General features: G+C 59.2%; 20 protein-coding genes, 1 tRNA gene and 1 pseudogene. 16 read left to right on the top strand and 6 right to left on the bottom strand.

Annotated elements, in window-relative coordinates:
• The first annotated feature begins 87 nt into the window (after nt 1-87).
• From ACXX83_RS15870 to ACXX83_RS15850, 5 genes are all read left to right on the top strand, one after another.
• Nucleotides 88-321, top strand: a complete 234-nt coding sequence (locus tag ACXX83_RS15870; protein ID WP_217835895.1) for a hypothetical protein — start codon at nt 88-90, stop codon at nt 319-321.
• 210 nt (nt 322-531) lie between these two features.
• Nucleotides 532-876 (top strand): ribonuclease E inhibitor RraB, encoded by a 345-nt coding sequence (locus ACXX83_RS15865; protein ID WP_007971898.1) that lies wholly within the window; start codon nt 532-534, stop codon nt 874-876.
• 413 nt (nt 877-1,289) lie between these two features.
• Entirely contained in the window at nt 1,290-2,699 is a 1,410-nt protein-coding gene (locus tag ACXX83_RS15860) for a circularly permuted type 2 ATP-grasp protein (protein WP_007971899.1), read from the top strand.
• A gap of 12 nt (nt 2,700-2,711) precedes the next feature.
• Nucleotides 2,712-3,662: an alpha-E domain-containing protein gene (locus tag ACXX83_RS15855; RefSeq protein ID WP_007971901.1), complete on the top strand. Its 951-nt coding sequence runs from the start codon at nt 2,712-2,714 to the stop codon at nt 3,660-3,662.
• A complete protein-coding gene (locus ACXX83_RS15850) occupies nt 3,659-4,468 on the top strand; it encodes a transglutaminase family protein (protein ID WP_015096096.1) in 810 nt (269 codons plus the stop codon). The genes ACXX83_RS15855 and ACXX83_RS15850 overlap by 4 nt, the downstream gene beginning before the upstream one ends.
• A gap of 123 nt (nt 4,469-4,591) precedes the next feature.
• Here the strand turns inward: ACXX83_RS15850 and ACXX83_RS15845 are convergent.
• Nucleotides 4,592-5,414 (bottom strand): annotated as a pseudogene (locus ACXX83_RS15845) (c-type cytochrome).
• A 603-nt stretch (nt 5,415-6,017) separates the two neighbouring features.
• Here ACXX83_RS15845 and ACXX83_RS15840 point away from each other — a divergent pair.
• The 3 genes from ACXX83_RS15840 to ACXX83_RS15830 all read left to right on the top strand — a co-directional run bounded on the left by ACXX83_RS15840 (nt 6,018) and on the right by ACXX83_RS15830 (nt 10,210).
• A complete protein-coding gene (locus tag ACXX83_RS15840) occupies nt 6,018-7,223 on the top strand; it encodes an acetyl-CoA C-acetyltransferase (protein ID WP_102673289.1) in 1,206 nt (401 codons plus the stop codon).
• 24 nt (nt 7,224-7,247) lie between these two features.
• Nucleotides 7,248-9,392 (top strand): 3-hydroxyacyl-CoA dehydrogenase NAD-binding domain-containing protein, encoded by a 2,145-nt coding sequence (locus ACXX83_RS15835; protein ID WP_458549062.1) that lies wholly within the window; start codon nt 7,248-7,250, stop codon nt 9,390-9,392.
• A gap of 95 nt (nt 9,393-9,487) precedes the next feature.
• The gene (locus ACXX83_RS15830; RefSeq protein WP_007971914.1) at nt 9,488-10,210 is read left to right on the top strand and encodes an amidotransferase; all 723 of its coding nucleotides are present in this window, start codon (nt 9,488-9,490) and stop codon (nt 10,208-10,210) included.
• Nucleotides 10,211-10,309: 99 nt separating this feature from the next.
• On the opposite strand, the gene ACXX83_RS15825 is transcribed toward ACXX83_RS15830, so the two are convergent.
• The 3 genes from ACXX83_RS15825 to ACXX83_RS15815 all read right to left on the bottom strand — a co-directional run bounded on the left by ACXX83_RS15825 (nt 10,310) and on the right by ACXX83_RS15815 (nt 13,071).
• Entirely contained in the window at nt 10,310-11,281 is a 972-nt protein-coding gene (locus ACXX83_RS15825) for a magnesium and cobalt transport protein CorA (protein WP_458549061.1), read from the bottom strand.
• A 163-nt stretch (nt 11,282-11,444) separates the two neighbouring features.
• Nucleotides 11,445-12,167 carry a lysophospholipid acyltransferase family protein gene (locus tag ACXX83_RS15820; RefSeq protein ID WP_217835889.1) on the bottom strand — a complete coding sequence of 241 codons (723 nt, stop codon included), beginning with the start codon at nt 12,165-12,167 and terminating at the stop codon, nt 11,445-11,447.
• Nucleotides 12,168-12,381: 214 nt separating this feature from the next.
• Nucleotides 12,382-13,071: a crotonase/enoyl-CoA hydratase family protein gene (locus ACXX83_RS15815; RefSeq protein WP_458549060.1), complete on the bottom strand. Its 690-nt coding sequence runs from the start codon at nt 13,069-13,071 to the stop codon at nt 12,382-12,384.
• A 64-nt stretch (nt 13,072-13,135) separates the two neighbouring features.
• On the opposite strand from ACXX83_RS15815, the gene ACXX83_RS15810 reads away from it, so the two are divergent.
• Nucleotides 13,136-13,276 (top strand): hypothetical protein, encoded by a 141-nt coding sequence (locus ACXX83_RS15810; protein ID WP_458549059.1) that lies wholly within the window; start codon nt 13,136-13,138, stop codon nt 13,274-13,276.
• Between the two features lie 103 nt (nt 13,277-13,379).
• Nucleotides 13,380-13,469 (top strand) — tRNA-Ser (locus tag ACXX83_RS15805).
• A gap of 92 nt (nt 13,470-13,561) precedes the next feature.
• Here the strand turns inward: ACXX83_RS15805 and ACXX83_RS15800 are convergent.
• The gene (locus tag ACXX83_RS15800) at nt 13,562-14,143 is read right to left on the bottom strand and encodes a hypothetical protein (RefSeq protein WP_015096088.1); all 582 of its coding nucleotides are present in this window, start codon (nt 14,141-14,143) and stop codon (nt 13,562-13,564) included.
• Nucleotides 14,144-14,444: 301 nt separating this feature from the next.
• Between ACXX83_RS15800 and ACXX83_RS15795 the strand changes: the two genes are divergently transcribed.
• The 6 genes from ACXX83_RS15795 (at nt 14,445) to ACXX83_RS15770 (ending at nt 16,887) form a co-directional block, all read left to right on the top strand.
• Nucleotides 14,445-14,765, top strand: coding sequence for a YbjQ family protein (locus ACXX83_RS15795; protein WP_015096087.1), 321 nt, complete (start codon nt 14,445-14,447; stop codon nt 14,763-14,765).
• 144 nt (nt 14,766-14,909) lie between these two features.
• On the top strand, nt 14,910-15,098 hold the full coding sequence (locus tag ACXX83_RS15790) for a hypothetical protein (protein WP_033047548.1): 189 nt from the start codon (nt 14,910-14,912) through the stop codon (nt 15,096-15,098).
• Between the two features lie 309 nt (nt 15,099-15,407).
• Complete coding sequence (locus ACXX83_RS15785) at nt 15,408-15,776, top strand: bacteriocin (RefSeq protein ID WP_458549058.1); 369 nt, start codon at nt 15,408-15,410, stop codon at nt 15,774-15,776.
• 112 nt (nt 15,777-15,888) lie between these two features.
• Complete coding sequence (locus tag ACXX83_RS15780) at nt 15,889-16,356, top strand: glycine zipper domain-containing protein (protein WP_126046556.1); 468 nt, start codon at nt 15,889-15,891, stop codon at nt 16,354-16,356.
• A 16-nt stretch (nt 16,357-16,372) separates the two neighbouring features.
• Nucleotides 16,373-16,555 (top strand): hypothetical protein, encoded by a 183-nt coding sequence (locus ACXX83_RS15775; RefSeq protein WP_015096083.1) that lies wholly within the window; start codon nt 16,373-16,375, stop codon nt 16,553-16,555.
• Nucleotides 16,556-16,662: 107 nt separating this feature from the next.
• Nucleotides 16,663-16,887: a hypothetical protein gene (locus ACXX83_RS15770; RefSeq protein WP_217835887.1), complete on the top strand. Its 225-nt coding sequence runs from the start codon at nt 16,663-16,665 to the stop codon at nt 16,885-16,887.
• On the opposite strand, the gene ACXX83_RS15765 is transcribed toward ACXX83_RS15770, so the two are convergent.
• Entirely contained in the window at nt 16,868-20,089 is a 3,222-nt protein-coding gene (locus ACXX83_RS15765) for an RHS repeat-associated core domain-containing protein (RefSeq protein WP_458549057.1), read from the bottom strand. The two genes, ACXX83_RS15770 and ACXX83_RS15765, sit on opposite strands and share 20 nt — an antisense overlap.
• Between the last annotated feature and the right edge of the window lie 3 nt (nt 20,090-20,092).

Genomic DNA, 20,092 nt, shown 5'->3' with positions numbered 1-20,092 from the left:
CACATTGAATTGCGGCGGAACAATTAGCCAGCTAACAAGGTCGAGATGAAGGTAAGCCCATCCATGGGTTTTATCGAGGAGGCATCAATGCAAAAGTGGAAAATCACTTTCGTGGATGATCATGGCGAAACCGTTAACGAGGTCTTTGAGTGCGATGAGCGCCCGGACAACGAGTGCGCCGCCAAGCTCATCAAGTCCCGGCTTCTTCCTGTCGCTGCCGAACTGGATCTGAACGATCTGGAAGGGCGGACCGCCGATGCGAGCGTCAAAGAGCTCAAGTCCCAGAACAGCATTGAAATCCTCGACATTACTGCAATCTGAACAACACCTGTCGCATTCACATCCGGGCCTTGGCAGAGGCTCTATCTTGAGGCTACTCTGCAAGCGAGATCAGCGAATGAATCGCTAAGGTCTGGTCTTGTCAGCTCCATGCTTGTTTCCCGCCGGCACATCGTTTGCCGTCGCTCGCGCTGTTCGGTTGCGGGTGAGGGAGTACGGAAAGTCTATCCATCGTTTTGAGGAGGACGTTTCATGAGCACAGCCTATCAAGAAGACATCAGCAGCAGCGTGCTGCGCCGCATGAAAGAAGGCGGTTTTGACTTTTCACGGTTTCATCCCATCGAGTTCTACGCCATTTTCCCGGATGAGGAGCGGGCACGCAGGGCGGCAGGTCATTTCCACCGTGGTGAATCCCTGGATGCGCAAGTCAGTGTGCGCGACGATGGCGCCTGGGCGCTGGAGTTGTGCAAAGTCATGTATGCCACCTACGACGACATCGGCGACTTCGAACAGGGTTTCGAAGCGGTTGTCGAGCCGTTGGGCGGCATCATCGAAGGCTGGGGTGTGAAACAGGAGGTACGAGGGCGACTCGCATAGGCTTATGAACAGTGACAACCGGCATTGACGGCTGACCTTCGGGTTGGCCGTTTTCATTTATGGCCTGTAGGAGCTGCCGAAGACTGCGATCTTTTGATTTTGATTCTCAACATTTCAACAAGGCAAAAAAAAGCCGCCTGAGCAGGCGGCTAAAGGGAAGTTCGGTGTGCTTTTCAGCGAATGCCTGGATTATCCGCACCTGTTACCGGGCAGTGAAATCAACTCTGGCTATGCTGGTGATAGGCGATAGCCACGCCTTGCAATGAAGCGGGGGCGATCAGATTGGAGCATTTGCCGCACAGGAATGGTGCGGTACTTGCGCATTGATTATCCAACTGATTGATATCAAAGCGTTTATGCCGCTGGCACGGGCCTTGCGAAGGTCTGGACGTCCGAGTGACAAGGAGTACGGCATGATCCGCACCTATTTTGATGAGATGTACGATGCCGGCGGCCAGGTCCGCCCGCATTATCGGGAGTTTGCCCGTTGGCTGGCCGAGACGCCTGACGAGCTTCTGGCACAACGGCGACGCGAGGCCGATCTGTTGTTTCATCGCGCCGGGATTACCTTCACGCTCTATGGGGACGAGCAGGGCACAGAGCGCCTGATTCCCTTCGACACCATCCCCCGCAGTATTCCCGCCAGTGAATGGCGGGTCGTCGAGCGCGGCTGCATCCAGCGGGTCAAGGCGTTGAACATGTTCCTCGCCGACCTGTATCACGAGCAACGCATCATCAAGGCCGGCATCATTCCGGCCGAGCAGGTGCTGGCCAACGAGCAGTACCAGTTGGCGATGCAGGGGCTGGACCTGCACCGCGATATCTACTCGCACATCTCAGGTGTCGACCTGGTGCGCGACGGTGACGGCACCTACTACGTGCTCGAAGACAATCTGCGCACACCGAGCGGCGTCAGCTACATGCTCGAAGACCGCAAGATGATGATGCGCCTGTTCCCCGAACTGTTCGCGGCGCAACGCATCGCGCCCATCGATCACTACCCGAACCTGTTGCTCGATACCCTCAAAAGCTCAAGCCCCATCGATAACCCCAGCGTGGTGGTGCTGACGCCGGGGCGCTTCAACAGTGCGTTCTTCGAGCATGCGTTTCTGGCGCGGGAAATGGGGGTGGAACTGGTGGAAGGCGCGGACCTGTTCGTGCGTGACGACAAGGTCTTCATGCGCACCACCGACGGGCCGAAAGCGGTCGACGTGATTTATCGTCGCCTCGACGACGCCTTCCTCGATCCGCTGGCCTTCAACCCGGAATCGATGCTCGGCGTGCCGGGGCTGCTGTCGTCCTACCGTTCCGGCAACGTGGTATTGGCCAATGCCATCGGCACGGGGGTGGCGGACGACAAATCGGTGTATCCGTTCGTTACCGACATGATCCGTTTCTACCTCGATGAAGAACCGATCCTGAAGAACGTGCCGACCTGGCAGTGCCGAAATCCGTCTGAGCTTTCCCATGTGCTGGCCAATCTTCCAGAACTGGTGGTCAAGGAAACCCAGGGCTCCGGCGGTTACGGAATGCTGGTGGGGCCGGCGGCGACGGCGGCGGAAATCGAAGCCTTCCGCGCGCGCATCATCGCCAAGCCCCATGCCTATATCGCACAACCCACGCTGTCGCTGTCGACCTGTCCGACCTTTGTCGAAAACGGTATTGCGCCACGCCACATCGACTTGCGGCCGTTTGTCCTGTCGGGTCGTGAAACCCGGGTGGTGCCCGGCGGCTTGACCCGTGTCGCCCTGCGCGAAGGCTCCCTGGTGGTCAACTCCTCCCAGGGTGGCGGAACCAAGGACACCTGGGTGGTCGAGGATTAAAGGAAGCCTGCCATGTTAAGTAGAACTGCCTCGGATTTGTATTGGATGTCGCGTTACCTGGAGCGGGCGGAAAACCTCGCACGGATGCTCGACATCAGCTATTCACTGTCGTTGATGCCGCAAGACGGCCGTGGTGACGGTTTGCACGAATTGGCCATGCCGCTGTTGATCACCGGCACCCTGGACGATTATCTGGAGCGCCATGGCGAACTGCATGCCGAACGGCTGCTGCATTTCTTCGCCCTGGATGCGGCCAACCCGGCGAGCATCTACAGCTGCCTCGGTGCTGCACGGGCCAGCGCCCATGCGGTGCGCGGGCGCATCACCGCCGACATGTGGGAAAACATCAATGCCACCTGGCTGGAAATTCGCGGCATCGCCGAGCAGGGCCTCAGTCGCTACGGCATGAGCCGTTTCTGCGAGTGGATCAAGGAGCGTTCCCACCTGTTCCGGGGCGCGTCCTACGGCACCATCATGCGCAACGATGCGTTTCGCTTCATTCGTCTGGGGACCTTCATCGAACGGGCGGACAACACCTTGCGCCTGCTCGATGCCCGCTACGAAATGGCCGGCGACCAGGCCGAAGCGGTCAGCGATGGCACCGCTCACGCGTATTACCAGTGGAGCGCGTTGTTGCGGGCGTTGTCATCGTTCGAGGCCTACACGGAAATCTACCGCGACGCCCCTGGCGCCCGGCATGTTGCCGAATTGCTGTTGCTGCGCGCCGATGTGCCGCGTTCCCTGCGCGCCTGCACCGAAGAAATCGACCAGATCCTCGCACAATTGCCGGGGGCCAACGGTCGTCCTGCACAGCGCCTGGCGGCGGAAATGGATGCACGCCTGCGCTACACCGGCATCCATGAAATTCTCGAAGAAGGCCTGCATGCCTGGCTGACCGAGTTCATCCCGCTGGTGCGCCAGTTGGGTAACGCGATTCACAGTTCTTATCTGGAGGCGGCATGAGACTTTCCATTAGCCACGAGACCACCTATCACTACGAAGACAAGGTGCGGGCGAGCATCCAGTATCTGCGGCTGACACCCCACGACAGCGAGCGCCAGCACGTGCTCAGCTGGCAGCTCGACCTGCCGCGTCCGGTGCGGGCGCAACTCGATCCGTTCGGCAATATTCTGCATGTACTGACCATGGATGAGCCTCATGAGGCGATCATCATCGGTGCCCGCGGCCAGGTTGATATCGATGAATTACGTGAGGCCGAACACGAGAGCCAGTCGGCACTGCCGTTTCTGCGCTTCACCCGTTTGACTGAAGCTGATGGCGCCCTGCGTGCGTTCGCCGAGAAGGCGTGCAAGCAACGCCGCGACCGCACGGCGTTGATCGATCTGATGCATGGACTCAACCAGCATATGACCTACACACCCGGTTCCACGGAAGTGGACACCAGCGCGGCCCAGGCCTTTGCCGGACGCTCCGGCGTATGTCAGGACCATACCCATGCGTTTCTTGCCTGTACCCGCAGCCTGGGCATTCCTGCACGTTATGTGTCGGGCTATCTGTACAGCGAAAGCAGCGAACACCTGGCCAGCCACGCCTGGGCCGAAGCCTGGCTGGATGACGCCTGGTACAGCTTCGACGTGACCAACGAACTGGCCCGGCCGGAGCGTCACCTGAAACTGGCCGTTGGCCTGGATTACCTGGATGCCTGCCCGGTACGCGGGATGCGCCGGGGCGGCGGGTGTGAGCAGATGCACGCGAAGGTGCTGGTCTCACCGACGCCAGCGCCGGTGATTTTGGTGCAGCAGCAATAACTAGGGGTCTGCAAAATCCTGTGGGAGCGAGCTTGCTCGCGATGGCGACCTTTCAGTCGATACTACCGTGACTGACACACCGCTATCGCGAGCAAGCTCGCTCCCACAGGGATCATGTCAGTGCTAGTGCTGAATCTTGCGCCCGACCATATGCTGCAAATACCCCACCAGCATCCCCAGATCCCCATCCGGCAACACCTCGGCCGAGAACCCGGGCATCTTCGCCTGCGGCCATTGGCGCAAACTCTGTGGATCGCGAATGTAGCGCTTGAGGAAGTCCGCGCCGAAATACTCGGTCGGGCTGTATGGAATATTCAGGTCCGGCCCGAACTGCGCATCCCCGGCACCATTGAGTCGATGGCATGCCAGGCAGTTCTTCTGGAACAATGCAAACCCCTTGTTCACCGGATCATCCGCCTTCAAGGACGGATCGGGCAGCAGGGCAGGAAAGCGCTCGGCCACGGGCGCCAGGCGCTTGATGCTCGCCACCTGGAACGGCCATTGCTCGGGGCTGATGTTGCCGGCCTGCGGATCGGTCCAGACCAGGTAGAACGGCCCGGCACCCGGCTTGCCTTCCGATAGCGCTGGCCACGGTTTGGCCGGGTCTTCAATCGCCAGCCAGGCCCGCGCCCCTTGGGTATTGAGTAACGGCGCCGCGGCCATTTCGGCGGCAAAGCCATCCAGGGCCACGGCTTGCAGGTGGTCGTCCGGCTTGATGCCGGTCAGCAGGGCGGACAGAGGCACGGCGCGGTAGCTCATGTCCCGTTTGTAGGAAACGTCGTTGCTGATGTTGATGGTTTGCACCTGGGGATGCTTGAGCAATTCCTCCGTCCGCCAGGTGCGACTGTTCGCGCCCAGCTCCAGATTCAGCTGTGCGGCATAAAGGGGCGAGCCGAACAGCAGGGCCCCGAGCAGAATGAGCATTTTCAAAGTGATTGCCGTCCATGTCGTGGAAGTGCCATGAAGGGTGGCACAGCCACGCTGGCCCGGGTAGCGGGCCAGTCACATTTTGATAGTGGCAATTCAAAAACTGTGACGCCGTATCTTTCAGACGCGACTAGCCGATGACCTTGGTCAGGTTCGGCACTATCAACAACAGCGTGGTGGCAAAAAGGATGAGCCCGGCTTGACGTACTTTCGATTGTTTGAACATGGCTTGACCGCCTTTATTGTTATTTCCTGATGCCTGCCTGCATATCTCCATGTTGGCAGCGCGTTGCACTTCCTGTAGTGACGAGCGCCTCGGCAAAACCCGACGACAACTTCGTACAAGTTCACCTTAGAGCCCGCGCAGCGCTTGGTTTAGATCCATTTCGTATGGTGTTGTCACGATTTGCTTTAAAAAAGGTATGAGGCCTATTGCCAGCTTCTTTGCCGCCCGTTGGCTAGACAGCTTGGTGTCCTGAATCGGTTAATCCGGTCGTTCACGACCGTCCGTCTGAGCGTGTGCGTCAACATCTGTGAGCGCTGCGGTCATTGAATCAAACGCGGCTCGGGCCAAGAGTGAGCGCTCTGCTTTTACTCTCCTGCACTGCGGTTCGAGGACGTCATGACCCAAGCATTGATTTTCGACGCATTACGCACGCCCCGTGGCAAAGGCAAGGCCGACGGCGCCTTGCACAGTGTCAAGCCGGTGAACCTGGTGGCCGGTTTGCTCACCGCGCTGCAGCAGCGCACGGCGCTGGACACCAGCCAGGTCGATGACGTGGTGCTCGGCTGCGTGACGCCGATTGGCGATCAAGGTTCTGACATCGCCAAGACCGCCGCCCAGGTGGCCGATTGGGATGTCAGTGTGGCGGGGGTACAAATCAATCGTTTCTGCGCTTCGGGGCTGGAGGCGGTCAACCTCGGCGCAATGAAAGTGCGTTCCGGCTTCGAGGATCTGGTGGTGGTCGGTGGTGTCGAGTCGATGTCACGGGTGCCGATGGGCAGCGATGGCGGCGCCTGGGCGCTGGACCCGGCGACCAATCTGCACAGCCATTTCACGCCGCAAGGGGTGGGTGCCGACCTGATCGCTACCCTTGAAGGCTTCAGCCGTCAGGACGTCGATGCCTACGCCCTGCATTCCCAGCAGAAGGCAGCTCGGGCGCGGGCCGATGGTTCGTTCAACAAGTCGCTGGTGCCGGTGCAGGACCAGAACGGCATCATCCTGCTCGATCATGATGAGTTCATCCGCGCCGAATCGACCCTGGAAGGTCTGGGCAAGCTCAAGCCGAGTTTCGAGATGATGGGGCAGATGGGGTTCGATGCCACCGCGCTGCGGGTCTACAGCCATGTCGAACGGATCAATCATGTTCACACCCCCGGCAACAGCTCCGGGATTGTCGATGGCGCGGCGCTGATGCTCATCGGCTCCGAAGCCAAGGGCCGGGAGCTGGGACTGCAGCCCCGGGCGCGGATTGTCGCCACGGCGGTCACCAGTACCGACCCGACCATCATGCTCACCGGTCCCGCGCCGGCGACCCGCAAGGCATTGGCCAAGGCCGGGCTGCGGGTCGAAGACATCGACCTGTTCGAGGTCAACGAGGCGTTCGCTTCGGTGGTGTTGAAATTCATCAAGGACATGGCGGTCGATCCGGACAAGGTCAATGTCAATGGCGGTTCCATCGCCATGGGCCACCCGCTGGGCGCCACCGGTTGCGCCATTCTCGGCACGCTGCTGGATGAACTGGAAGCCCGACGCCTGCGTTATGGCCTCGCGACCCTGTGTGTCGGCGGCGGCATGGGCATTGCCACCATCATCGAACGCCTCTGAGCCCGGACTTCAAGGAACCCCGTTATGAGCGAAGCCATTCGTTACGAAAAAGACCAGGACCGCATTGTCGTCCTGACCATAGACCTGCCGGACCAGAGCGCCAACACCATGAACGCGGTGTATCGCCAGGCCATGGCTGACTGCGTCGCGCGCCTGGTGGACGACAAGGACAACATCGCCGGTGTGATTATCACTTCAGCCAAGAAAACCTTCTTTGCCGGTGGCGACCTCAATGAATTGATCAAGGTCGGCAAGCCCGAAGCCAAAGCCTTCTACGACATGGTGCTGACCCTCAAGGGGCAGTTGCGCACCCTGGAAACCCTGGGCAAACCAGTGGTTGCGGCGATCAACGGCGCGGCACTCGGCGGCGGCTGGGAAATCTGCCTGGCCTGCCATCATCGGGTGGCGCTGGATAATCCTGCGGTGCAACTCGGCCTGCCGGAAGTCACCCTCGGCCTGTTGCCGGGCGGTGGTGGCGTGGTGCGCATGGTGCGTATGCTCGGGATCGAAAAAGCCCTGCCGTACCTGCTGGAAGGCAAGAAGGTGCGGCCGCAACAGGCATTGCAGGCAGGCCTGATCGACGCCTTGGCGACCGACCGCGAAGATCTGTTGGTCAAGGCGCGGGCGTGGATTCTCGCCAACCCGGTGGCGGTACAACGCTGGGATGTGAAGGGCTATCAGATTCCTGGCGGCACACCGTCAAGCCCGAAAGTCGCCCAGATGCTGGCGATTGCCCCGTCTATCCTGCGCAGCAAAACCCAGGGCACGATGCCCGCGCCGGAGAAAATCCTCTGCGCAGCGGTCGAGGGCGCGCAGGTGGATTTCGACACCGCGCACCTGATCGAAACCCGCTACTTTACCGAACTGACCACCGGCCAGGTCTCGAAAAACCTGATCGGCACGTTCTGGTTCCAGCTCAACGAAATCAACGCCGGTGGCTCGAGGCCGCAAGGTTTTGCGCCTTATGTCACCCGCAAGGTCGGCGTGCTCGGCGCCGGGATGATGGGCGCCGGTATTGCGTTTGTCAGCGCGTCGGCGGGTATCGATGTGGTACTCAAGGACATCAATCTCGCCGCAGCCGAGAAGGGCAAGGCGCATTCGGCAGCGCTGCTGGACAAGAAAGTCGCTCGCGGACAAATGAGCATCGAGCAACGTGACGCGGTGCTGGCGCGCATCCAAACCACTGAAAACGATGCTGACCTGGCCGGTTGCGACCTGATCATCGAGGCGGTGTTCGAGGATCGTGACCTGAAGGCCAAAGTCTCGTTGGCCGCGCAGAAGGTCGTCGGTACGGACGCGGTGATCGCGTCCAACACCTCGACCTTGCCGATCAGCGGCCTGGCGTGCGCCGTGCCCGATCAGAGCAAGTTCATCGGCCTGCATTTTTTCAGCCCCGTGGAAAAAATGCCGCTGGTGGAAATCATCAAGGGTGCCAATACCAGCGACGAAACCCTGGCCCGCGGATTCGATTACGTCCTGCAAATCAGGAAAACCCCGATTGTGGTCAACGACAGCCGCGGTTTCTTCACGTCGCGGGTGTTCGGCACCTTCACCAACGAAGGCATTGCCATGCTGGGCGAAGGTGTGAACGCGGCGATGATCGAGACTGAAGCACGCAAGGCCGGCATGCCTGTAGGACCGCTGGCGATCTCTGATGAAGTTTCCCTCAGCCTGATGAGCCATATCCGCCTGCAAACGGCCAAGGACCTGCAAGCAGAAGGCAAGCCACTGACAGAACATCCTGCGTTTGCCGTCATCGACTTGCTGCTCAATGAGTTCAAGCGTCCGGGCAAGGCTGCCGGTGGAGGTTTCTACGAGTATCCGGTGGGCGGCCAGAAACACCTGTGGCCGGAGTTGAAAAAACGCTTCGAGAAAGCTGACGGGCAGATTTCGCCAGTGGATGTGCGTGATCGCCTGCTGTTCGTACAAGCCATCGAAACCGTGCGTTGTGTGGAGGAGGGCGTGTTGACCTCGACGGCGGACGCCAACGTCGGCTCGATCTTCGGCATCGGTTTCGCCGCCTGGACCGGCGGTGCACTGCAGTTCATCAATCAGTACGGCGTACAGGACTTTGTCGCCCGCGCCCAGTACCTGGCCAAGCAATATGGCGAACGGTTCGCGCCGCCTGCGCTGCTACTGGAAAAAGCGGCGAAAGGGGAGGCCTTCTAAGGGGGGGATGACACATTTCGGGGCTTGCCTTGTTACCGTGTTTCGAGGCAGGCTCTGGGGTGTGCATTATTCCCATCACGTGTCAGGTATTTTTTATGTCGTTACGCATCTGCATTCTGGAAACCGACCACCTGCGTCCGGAATTGGTTGACCAATATCAGGGCTACGGGCAGATGTTCAAACACCTGTTTTCGCAGCAGCCGATTGCCGCCGAGTTCACCGTCTACAACGTGGTGCAGGGTGAATACCCAAGCGACGACCTGACATTCGACGCCTACCTGGTGACGGGCAGCAAGGCCGATTCCTTCGGCACCGACCCGTGGATCGAAACCCTCAAGAAGTACCTTTTGACCCGCTACGAGCGTGGCGACAAGTTGCTCGGCGTCTGCTTCGGTCATCAGTTGCTGGCATTGCTGCTCGGTGGCAAGAGTGAGCGTGCGACCCAGGGTTGGGGTGTCGGCACCCACAACTACAAGCTGGCTGCCAAGGCGCCATGGATGAGCCCGGTGCGCGAGGAGCTGACACTGCTGATCAGCCACCAGGATCAAGTCACGTCGCTGCCGGAGAACGCCACGGTCATCGCCTCCAGCGATTTCTGCCCGTATGCCGCCTATCACATCAATGATCAGGTGCTGTGCTTCCAGGGGCATCCGGAGTTCATCCACGACTACTCCCGCGCCCTGCTGGAGATTCGTCAGGATGCGCTGGGCCAGCAGATTTACTCTAAAGGCATTGCGAGCCTGGAGCAGGAGCACCACGGCACCACGGTTGCCGAATGGATGATGCGGTTTGTCGCGCACAAGCCGGCCGCTGTTTAAACCTGTAGGAGCGAGCCCTGCTTGCGATGGTCGTGAACGATAACGCGCCAAACCTGACAGCCCACGGTGCTCTCAGGTTTTTCGCGAGCGAGCTCGCTCCTACAACCAGCCGGACCTCTTGAAACTGGCCCACAATCCCACGCAGCCCACCGTAATAAACCCCAGCACCCCGAAATAGCCGTAGTGCCAGCTCAACTCCGGCATGTTCTGGAAGTTCATCCCGTAAATCCCCGCCACCGCCGTCGGAAAGGCCAGAATCGCCGCCCAGGCCGCAAACTTGCGTTGCACCACGCTCTGGCGAGAGGCCTCCAGCAGCACCCCGACCTCAATCGTCTGGCTGGCAATATCCGCCAGGGTTGTCAGGTCTTCCATCTGCCGCGTTACATGGATCTGCACATCGCGAAAGTACGGACGCATGTTCTTGTCAATGAACGGGAAGCTCAGCTTTTGCAGTTCTTCGCCAATCTCCACCATCGGCGCCGCGTAACGACGCAGGCGCAAGACATCCCGACGCAAGCCATGAAGTTTCTGAATGTCATGCTCATTCAGCGCACTGCACAGCACGTTGTGTTCCAGCTCATCGATTTCAGCATGGATGGCTTCACCCATTGGCTGGTAGTTTTCGATGACGAAGTCGAGGATGGCGTAAAGTACGAAATCTTCTCCGTGCTCCAGCAGAATCGGACGTGCCTCACAGCGCTGTCGGACATAGGCGTAGGAAGCCGAATGGCCGTTGCGTGCGGTAATGATGTAACCCTTGCCCGCAAAGATATGTGTTTCGATGAACTCGAGTTTGCCTTCATTACGAATCGGCGAGTACGTAACGATGAACAGCGCATCGCCGAAGGTTTCCAGCTTCGGCCGGCTGTGTTTTTCCAGGGCGTCTTCAATGGCCAGTTCGTGCAGGTTGAACTGGCGTTGCAGGTTGTAGAGTTCCTCGGCATTCGGCTCTTCCAGGCCGATCCAGACAAAGTGCCCGGGCTTTGCCGCCCAGGCTGCGCCTTCGTCGAGGGTGATATTGGTGACTTTCTTACCGGCGCTATAAACCGCAGCAGCAACAACTCTACCCATGATGGTGATTCACTTCTTCTTGGCAGCTTTCAATTGGCAACAAATGCAATGGCAGTGTCGATCAGCTTAGCCTCGCGAGGGTTTGAGAGTCAGTTAAATCTGCCGAGTTCGCCGGTAAAGTCTCGCAGGCAAAAGAAAACCCGCACCAGGCGGGTTTTCTTGCTCAGGCGGCTTGCAGTTGCCGGTCCATCGACTCGATGCATTCACGCATCTGCTCGCGGCACTGGGCAATCAGCATGGGCATGTCGTCCAGGCTCAATCCGGCGGTAGGAATCGCCGGCAACGAGCGAATCAGGATTTTCCCGCTGCGCCAGCGGTTCAATTGCATGTGTTTGACGTAACTGCTGACACACACCGGCACGATGGGTACCCCGGCGGCAATGGCCATCTGGAATGCGCCTTTCTTGAAGGGGAGCAACTCCTCACCCAGGTTGCGCGTGCCTTCCGGGAATACCCAGATCGAAGTGTCTTTGTTTTGCAGGGTGTGGGTGGTGGTCAACATCGACTTGCGCGCCTTTTGCGCATTGCCGCGGTCGATCAGCACATTGCCGGCCAGCCAGAACAACTGCCCGAACAGTGGCACCCATTTCAGGCTCTTTTTGCCGATGCACACTGTACGGCGGGGCACCACGTTGCCAAACACAAACAAGTCATAGTTGGACTGGTGATTAGCGATGATCACGCAGCTGTCAGGTTTATCCATCAAAGGCCCGACATCGGTCTTCACCCGCAAACGCAAAATACACATGGCCGGCCACGCATACAGGCGTGCGCACAGGCGGCTGTTGTCCGGATTGAAAGGCCGGCACAGGCCGAGGATTACACCCAGCACACCCGCCACGATAAAATGCATGCCCATCAATGACATACGGAACAAAAACAGCATTTACAGGCCCCACCGGGACAAAAGGTGGCGCAGTGTACGGATGTGCACTGTTTTCGGCAATTGCTGCCAGAGTAGTGAGAGATAGCCGATGTTTGTGCTGATGTTTCCGACTAATGGGTCAGACGCGGTCTAGAGCGGTTACAGATGTTTAACCAGGACAGGTACGAAAAAGCCCGACACGACGGTCGGGCTCTTCGTTGCAGCAGATCCGGGCTTAACCCAAATGCTCCTGGTCCTGGATGATCGCGTTGTCCAGGGCTTCCAGCAGTGCTTTGCGCACTTTCAACTTGGTGTTCTTGTGCGCGGTCATGTTGATCTTCTTCAACTGACGAGCCGCCACCAGTGCCGTGCCTTGCAGTTCTTCCGCCGACACCACGACATCCAGGAAGCCGGCAGCCACGGCGCCTTGCGGGCTGAACATCTCGCCGTTGACCACCGAGCGCTGAAGCGCCACTTTGTTCAGGCGGTCACGGGCAATCTCGATTCCCGCGTGGTGCATGGTCATGCCGATCTGCACTTCGTTCAGGCCAATGCTGAACGGACCGTCTACGCCGATGCGATAGTCGGCCGACAACAGCAGGAACGCACCCTTGGCCACCGCATGCCCCGGGCACGCCACGATCACCGGGAAGGGGTGCGACAGCAGGCGGCGGGCCAGGGTCGAGCCGGAGGTCACCAGTGCCACGGCTTCTCTAGGACCGGCCGTCATCACCTTCAAGTCATAACCGCCAGAGAGAATGCCCGGCTGCCCGGTAATGATCACCACCGCACGATCAGTCACCGCCTGATCCAGCGCAGCGTTGAATTCGGCAATCACATCCGGGGAGATGGCATTGACCTTGCCATTGCTCAAGGTCAGGGTCGCGATACCGTCTTCGAGATGGTAGGAAATCAACTCACTCATGACGCTATTCCTTTCAATAAAGTTGGGCAGACGTTACCCACCGCCGCAGGCCAGGTAAAGCGCCGTGACTGACCCGCCAGTCACCCTTTGCCTGCCCGCCAGGCGCAGCCCGCCGCGCCTGCTGCGCATTCCCCTCTATATAGATGAGGGTACGAAGCCGGAGATTGGCCGGTTTGCCATGGCCCAGAGGGCGCGCAAACGCTGAATCGCGTTAACCGCATGAAAATTCTGAAAAAAATATTTGCCATCGGAAAAGCTTTCGACTACATTAGCGCGCCTCGACAGACAGAACATGTTTGAAGAGATACGGTGAAGTGTCCGAGTGGCTTAAGGAGCACGCCTGGAAAGTGTGTATACAGGAAACTGTATCGAGAGTTCGAATCTCTCCTTCACCGCCACATTCTGAAAACCCCCGCAAGCTTACGGTTTGCGGGGGTTTTTCTTTTTCAGTTGTGCCAATCAATACATCCCGCCACTTCCCGAGTCTCCGCTACGTCAGCTCAAACCGCTCTTGCGCATAGTCCTTACCTGCCAGGGTAAGTTCAAAAATGGTGGCGCCGAAAGTACCCCGTGTCACTTTTTGATTCACAAGACGTTTAGCCTGGAGTTGCTTCAGACCCTCTTCCACTTCAAGCTTGCTGAGTGAGACCAGTTTGCAAATCGAGTCCAGGTTTGCAACTTTTCTGAAGTTTGCGTGATAGGCCAAAGCTTCCATCAGCAGCGTTTGGTTATCTGTCAACTGTGGAAACTGTGGGTTGTTCTTTTTGTAAATTTTTCGCTCTATCTCATGTAGCTCGCTGTAGGCTCCCTCATTGCCGCGGTAGTAGATCACTAAAGTCAGGGTGCTGACGAAAGCCACGATAATCGTCAGTAGTGACCAATTCGGCATTGGCGTTTCCAGCTGAAGCCAACTCCATGTACGTAGCAGCCAGCCCTTGGTCTCAGCCAACAACGTCAGCTCGAAGTAAGTGTCGAGCAGCTTTGTGGCAATGATCAAGGCTATAAGGAAGCCTGTGGCCGAGTAGGCCATAGCCTTGCAAGTGAACGGGGAATGATTGCCTTCTGCCGCCATGCTGATGGTCTCAAGTGCAGGGAACCGATTTTTTCAGCATAGCAGCAGGGCACTCTGGCATTGGCCACGCAAGCAGTGAACAAGGCGAGCCGGCTGTTAGACTGTCCGGATTCTTCGAATGGAATCGACATCATGCTCCATCCTCCGCAAGTTTTCGTGGCACAGCCAGGTTCATAGCGACTGTACCGATGGTCATCGTTCGTTACGCATCACACCCGGTGACCAGCAACTCGGCCAATGATCCCGTGACTTTGCCGGCGTTTGATGCGCTGGCTGAATATCTGAACAGGAATAAACAGCAATGATCACCACCACAACCCACTCCATTGAAGGCCGGCAAATTACCGCCTACCTGGACATCGTCAGCGCCGAGTCAGTGCAAGGGATCAACGTTGTTCGTGACGTATTTGCCGGGATGCGCGACATTTTCGGCGGGCGCTCCCAGACGCTGGAGCGAGCGTTGAAGGAAGCACGCATTCAGGCCACCGATGAGATCAAGGAGCGGGCGCGGGCGCTTCAGGCGGACGCGGTGGTGGGGCTTGACTATGAGATCAGCATGCCGGCCGGCAAGGGCGGGATGGTCGTCGTGTTTGTGACCGGGACAGCGGTCAAGTTGCGATGAGGGATCGCGGCCATTCGTCGGTCACATGGAAATTCGAACGGACAGTCCATTAGTGACCAGCTAGTCTCAAAAGCCTTGGCGGTCGATATTTTTCAGGCAAAGGGCTTGCCGGTGTCGATCCCGCTCTTTGAAAGGGGTGAAGAAATGGCTGATCCGTATATCGAGGACGATGGCGCAGAGTTTCCGATCAACAATTGCGTGCAGTGTGGCCAGACCCAGTATGTGGCCAGTTTCGGCGAAGACCAGACAGAGGTCGACAAGATCAAGACCAGGGCGTGCCGGGTCCTGAAGGGCAAGTTCCTGCCCAAGGTGACAGCACCGGTCAGGAAGTAGACGAACGCAGGCAGACCCCGTCATTGAACGGGGTTTTTCATGTCTGAAAGGTTTTCATGACAAGTTCTTTAAAGTGGAGATCTTTCACAAACTTTTCACAACAGCTGCCGTAGTCTCGACTTATCCGTTAGAAAGCAACACCTGGCCCGTTTCCCCAGCGGGCTTTTTTTTGCCCGTCGTAAAACCTTTTCCAAAATAGCTGTCCAACCGTCGCCAATCGCGAAGTTGGACCGGCGTGCTGGACTCTATCCGCGCAAAAGCATTCAATCTCGCCCCTTTTGTGTACCCCTATTTTTTGAGGTTTTTGTCATGCGTTTAACACTGCCTGCTCTGGTTCTGGGGCTTCTGGTTGCTCAAGGTGCAATGGCCGGTGACGGTACTGCCGCACTGGGTGGTGGCTTGGGCGGCGCATTGGGTAACGTGGTCGGCCAGAAGATGGGCGGCAGCACTGGCGCAGTGATCGGTGCGGGCGTTGCTGGCGCGGCGGGCAGCGCAGTTGCCGCCAAAAAAGGTCATCGCACCAGCGCTGCAATCGGTGGCGGTGTCGGCGCAGCCGGTGGTTCGGCGATCGGTAAAAGCCTGGGTGGCAAGTCCGGTGCCACCATCGGCGCAGGCCTGGGCGGTGCATTGGGCGGCGGCGTAGGCAGCAACCTGGCCAACGGTCACAAGCGTCACTGATGCTGATCCAGATTTGAAACAGCCCGGCTTGATGCCGGGCTTTTTCATATATGAACGATTCCCGCCGCAGCGGCTCAAATCTTCCATACCCCTGAAGAATGCGAGGCGTGCCATGAACTCCAAAACCGACGGCAAACAGAACGCAAGCCCGATGACTCGACGATTGATGTTGCCTGCGATTGTTTTTGGATTGCTGCTTTCCCAGGTAGCGCTGGCAGGCGGTAATGGAGATGCCGCGGTGGGCGGTGGTCTCGGTGGAGTGCTGGGCAACGTGGTTGGTGGCCAGGTGGGTGGCAGTACTGGCGCAGCGATTGGTGCAGGTGTCGGCGGAGCGGCCGGTAGTGCCGTTGCCGCGCCCAAGAACAATCGCACCGAAGCGGCGGTAGGCGGTGGTTTGGGCGCGGCGGGCGGATCGGTGGTCGGCAACAGTCTTGGCGGTTCGACCGGATCGGCCATCGGTGCCGGCCTTGGCGGTGCAGCCGGCGGTGCGATCGGCAATGATCTGGGGGATGACAGTGGCCGATCCCATTCCGGTGGCGGCCATAAACACTCGAACAAGCACCACAAAAAGCATCACTGATTGAGTGAGGCATACCATGACTCTGGAATCCGAAGGCACGGAAGACAAAGACCCAAGTGGACAGCCATCCATCAACGATCCCGGCAATGAAGATCCGGGGTCGCTGATGGATGATGCGACGGTGCCACTTAACGATGCTGATGACGCAGGCGATGTGGGAAATATCGAGTTTGATGATGAGGAAGAGGACGAGGACTGATTGAGCCCTGTTGCCGCATCAACCGATCGTCTACCTGGTCGAACGCGTCCATCGCGCAGTCCTCGATATGTCATGACCTGCTCTTGAGGTCAGATGAGAGGTGCGATATGAACACTGATCCAAAGGCCTTCGACGTTGATGAAACTCCGGAATATCCGCTGCCGTCACCTACCGACTCCTTGAGCCGCGACCAACGACCGCCGGACGATGATGCCGGCGTGGAGCAAGTGCCGAGCGACGAGAGCGACGAGAATGTCGAGGCAGATCCGCACGATCGCGGCGATGCAGATACCGAAGGTGCGGGAGAGCCGGCTACTTCGAAGCGGCGGTGAGGATGTCCGGGACTTGAGTGCTTCCTGAAGGAATCGATCCGAGGGGATCACCCGATCCCAGCGGATCCACCCACCCCGTCGGGTTGCGGGTGTACCGATACGGGTTCAACCCAGCGCCCGGCCTGAGCGGATCCGGCGTCAGAAAACGACCGAAGTCCGGATGGTAATAGCGATGCCGGTTGTAGTGCAGTCCACTCTCAGCGTCGAAGTATTGCCCCTGAAACCGTAAGGGTTGTTCGAGCCATTCGCGACTCGATTTGCGGAGTTTGCCGTGGGCGGTGTATTTGGCCGACCAGACGATCGCACCGCCGTGGCCGGTCAGTTCCTGCGGGGTGCCGAGGTGGTCGAGTTGAAAGTAGTAGGCGCAGGCTTGTGCCCGGCCTTTGCCGTCGAGCAGCGCCAGCGGGCGGAAGCTACCGGGCTCGCCGGGCTCGCTGCACTCGTAGATGTAGCTGCGGTAGTGCCGGGGGCCGCTTTCGGCGATCAGCCGGTCGTCTTGCCAGAAGTATTGCGTGGTGTCGCCTTCAACCGTTTTCTGAACGCGCCGACCGAAAGCGTCGTAGCGATAGCTGACAATTTTACCGTCCGGGGGGCTGACGCCGATCAGGCGGTGCTGGCTGTCGTAGGCGTATTCGGTCACCAGGGGCGGCAGGCCGCGGCGTTCGCGGATCAGATTGCCGAAGGCGTCGTAGTCGTAGTAGCTGCCGACATTGCCACTGCCACTGCGCTGCAGGCGGTTGCCCTGGAAAACACACGGGCCGGGATGTTCGTGGATCAGCAGGTTACCGGCCGGGTCGTGGGTGAAGTGCTCTGCGCACTGGTTGCGGGCGTGATATACGCCGGTCAGGCGGTCGAGTGCATCGTATTGATAGCGGCGTGAACCGTGGCGGCTGTCGGTAACCTTCAAGAGGTTGCCCTTGGCGCTGTACGCATACTCACGGCGGTACAGCGGCCGTTGTTTTTGGCTGATGACATGGGCCTGCAAACGGCCTTGCTCGTCGTAGGCGTAATCGCTGAGCAGAAGGCCCTGTTGGCGCTGCTGTTCGCGCCCGCCGACAAAACGATGGCGGGTCAGGGGTGTACCGTTGAGGTCGATGGCCGTGAGGGCACCTCCCTTGGCGTGGTGATAGACGAGGATACAGGCGTCGGGCAGGTGCAGGCACTTGAGCCGACCGCAGACGTCGTAGTCGTAACGCAGGGTGCCCCAGCCCTGATGCTCGGTGATCAGTCGGTCCTGAAGGTCGTACTCGAACTGCAACGGAGAATCCCGGCCGTCATCGACGCTGACCAGTCGCCCGAGCGTGTCGTAGCGGTACTCGATCCGGACCCCATCGGGCAAGGTTTTGACCCGTAACCGCCCGGCGCTGTCACGCTGATAGCCGGTAACCAGCTGCGAACCTTCGTCGCCAAACTCGGTTTTCTTCAGCAATTGGCCTTTGGCGTCGTAGCTGTAGGTGGTACGACGTCCATCGAAGGCGGTTTCCTGTCGGATCAATCCTCCCGGGGTGTAGTCCAGACGGTAAGTGTCGCCCACCTCGTTTTCGATCTCGGTCAGCAACAATTGCGCATGGTCGTAGCGGTACTTCAGCGCGCTGCCGTCGGGGTTGATCCGGCGGCTGATCAAATGCAGGTCGTCGGCGTATTCGTAACGGGTTACCCGTCCCAGTTCGTCGGTCTCGGCGGTGATCCGACTGTAGGCGTTGTAGCGCCAGGCACGGCAGGCGCCCGTGGGCAGCTTGGTCCGGCTCAGTCGACCCACGGCGTCCCACTCATAACGGGTGATAGCACCGTGTTCGTCCTGCCCGGTAATCCTCCGCCCCAACGCATCGTAGGAAAAAATGCGCTGAGAACCATAGGGCAAGGTTTCTTCCAGCAATTGCCCCAGGACGCTCCAGACAAACCGGTGAATGCTCTGGTCTGGAAAGCGGATCGTCAGCAAGCGCCCCAGCGAGTCGTAGGAATAGTGGGTGGTTTGTCCGTCGGGATCGGTGACGGCAGTGATGTCTCCCTGGGCATTGCGCTGGTAGCTCCACGTCGCCTGAGCGCGGGTGCGGGCGTGCAGGAAACCGTGGCGATACTTGTAGGACGTGGGCGCCTCATCCGGCGCAAGCAGCGCGATCAGTCGACCGGCTTCGTCATAATGGTATTGGGTGACGGCACCGAGGGTGTCCTGCTCGAAAATCAATCGACCCAGATTGTCGTAGGCCTTGTGCTGTTCGCCGCCGTCCAGCCCGATCTGGCGCACCAGTCGCGCGTATGGGTCATGAACGTAAACCTCTTGGCTGCCGTCGGCGTTGTTCACCGTCACGGTGCCTTGATCGTCCCAGACGTAACGCGCCTCCATCTGCGCAAACGAGGCCCAATGATGGACGCAACGGGCGGTTTTGCCGGAGCGTTCCCACGCCCAGAAGAAACTCGCGCCGCCCGCCAGTTGCCGTTGCAGGATCACGTGCTGCTCGTCGTAGTCATAACGCTCGCTTTCACCTGCGGCGTTGGTCACCTCGACCAAACGCTGGCGGGCGTCGTAGCGGTAGCTGGCCAGTGTTTGTTCGGTGCGCCAGGTGTACGCCTTGGGCCCGCAGCGCTGAAACACCTGATAGTCGACGGCCACCAGGTGCTTGAGGTCATAACGCAGCAGCAAGGCACGGTCAGCGCCGTTGTCCAGGCGCTGAATCCGCTCAAGGTCGTCCCGATGTACCGTCAGGCGATTGTCGTAGGCGTCGCTGATCGCGATCAGTCGGCCATCGCGGAAATGAAAAAAGCGTGCCGCGTCGCCAGCCTGGGCGAGGATCAGTTCGCCCGGTTCTTCGCCGAGGTAAATCGTCGCCCGCGACAGTCTGTTACGGATCAGTGGGCGCGCCGTCGTCGGCCATGGAAATGGCGTGCGGCGGTTTTCGGCGTCGATCCACAGCACCTGCTCGCCGTGGAATTCCAGATGCTGTGACAGCGAATGCTGCCAGCCGAAACCGAGCCCGTTGTCGAGTTCGACGGTACGGGAGCGATAGAGGCGGGTGAAGTCGAACGGCAAGTTCCCGTCGAGGGTGCCGTCCGTGAGGGCCAGCGAAACTTCACCGGTGACCATCGACACCGGACCGTTTTGGGGGGCGGTGCGCTCGATGGTATCGATACTGGCGGCGAACCTGTGTGCCTGTGTCAGGGAACCGCTGGCGGGACATGCCAATACCTTTTGGGGATCGAACATCTG

The sequence above is a fragment of the Pseudomonas sp. GNP012 genome, from assembly GCF_054343835.1.
This window is presented reverse-complemented; position numbering and strand designations above follow the sequence as displayed.